Genomic DNA, 1,251 nt, shown 5'->3' with positions numbered 1-1,251 from the left:
GTCTTTGGCAGTGCAGCCTGTCCGCCGAGCGCCGGGTCCGACGGATTCTCGCCGGTGGCCGCATTGCCCCCCGCTGCCTTGGCCGCTGTCGAGAAATGCCGCAGGTCATGAAACGCGATCAGCAGCGGCAGGTCGTCCTGAAGCGGCGCGGTATCCGACGCCGTCTGTTCGGCGTCGGCCTTGTGCGCCTTTGCTTCCAAATCGTCCTTGCCGGTTTTCACGCTTGCGCCTTTGGCCGAGGTGGTCCTTCCGGGCTCGGCCGATGCCGGTTCGACCTTGGCGCCATGCCCGGCGAGGCCGGCAGCGAGCTTGCTCCAGCGCCGGTCGCGCGATCCCGCCTCTGTCGACGCCTGCCGTTCCGGGCGGGCATCGTCGCGCAGCATTTTGCCGAAGCCGGCGTCATCGTTTCTGCCGTTCGCGGCAGGCTGCTCCGACGTCGCGCGCGTGGAGGCAAATCCTGGCAAGGCCGAGCCGAGGCTGGTGGTCATTTAGGGGCGGCTCCAAGCATCTGGTCGATCAGGTCGAGCTGTCGACGTGTTCTGGTCATGGCGGCGTCGGTCGGATCGGCGGGCTCTGGACCGGCGGCGGGCGAAGGTGCCGACGCCGGCACGACGGTCGCAGGCTCGGCGGATGTGGCTGCAACTGCCGCCGTGTCCGGCGCATTGGCGGCCGGTCCGCCGGAGGCCGCGGTGGCGGCGGGTTGCTCCGAGATGGCGCCTTCGACCGGTGGCAAGCCACTGTCATCGGCGTTTTGCGGCGTGGCGATCTCGGGAGCCGGAGGTTGCTCGGCCGCGACAGGGGCAGGCTTTTCCGCCGGAAGGGCGGTGGGCGGCGCGACGACCTCGCCGGCAATGGCCTGAGCGGCGTCGAGCAAGGCGCGGTCGCCCTCCGACAGCCGGCTGCGATCGATCTTGCCGAGCTTGGCACGAATGTCCTCGATTGTGCCCGAGGTGACGGTGGAAAGGCTGGCATAGAGCAGGGCGCGTGGATCGTCCTGATTGGTGTTGCCGTCACGGCCCTGCTCGGCCCGCGCCGAAGCGAAGGCCGAAAGGTCGTTCAGGCCGTCTATCGCGGCACGGCGGGCGATGCGCAGATAGATCACCTTCTCGCGCTCGGGATCCATCATCGAGGTGATGTCGCCCAGCTTGTCCTGGCTGATCGACATGTGCAGCGCGATGACGCCGGAGACAAAGGAGTCCGCGAACTGGCTGGCATAGGGCGAATAGAGGTAGCGCTCGACATACTGGGTGG

General features: G+C 68.2%; 2 pseudogenes. Both read right to left on the bottom strand.

The features are described 5' to 3' along the window. Positions 1–488, bottom strand: a pseudogene (locus tag EN994_RS32115) (flagellar hook-length control protein FliK); the annotation flags it as partial. Further along, a pseudogene (locus EN994_RS32110) lies at positions 485–1,251 on the bottom strand (chemotaxis protein MotC); the annotation flags it as partial. The pseudogenes EN994_RS32110 and EN994_RS32115, both read right to left, overlap by 4 nt.

The organism is Mesorhizobium sp. M7A.F.Ca.CA.002.09.1.1, assembly GCF_003998555.1.
GTDB classification, from domain to species: Bacteria; Pseudomonadota; Alphaproteobacteria; order Rhizobiales; family Rhizobiaceae; genus Mesorhizobium; species Mesorhizobium ciceri.
This window is presented reverse-complemented; position numbering and strand designations above follow the sequence as displayed.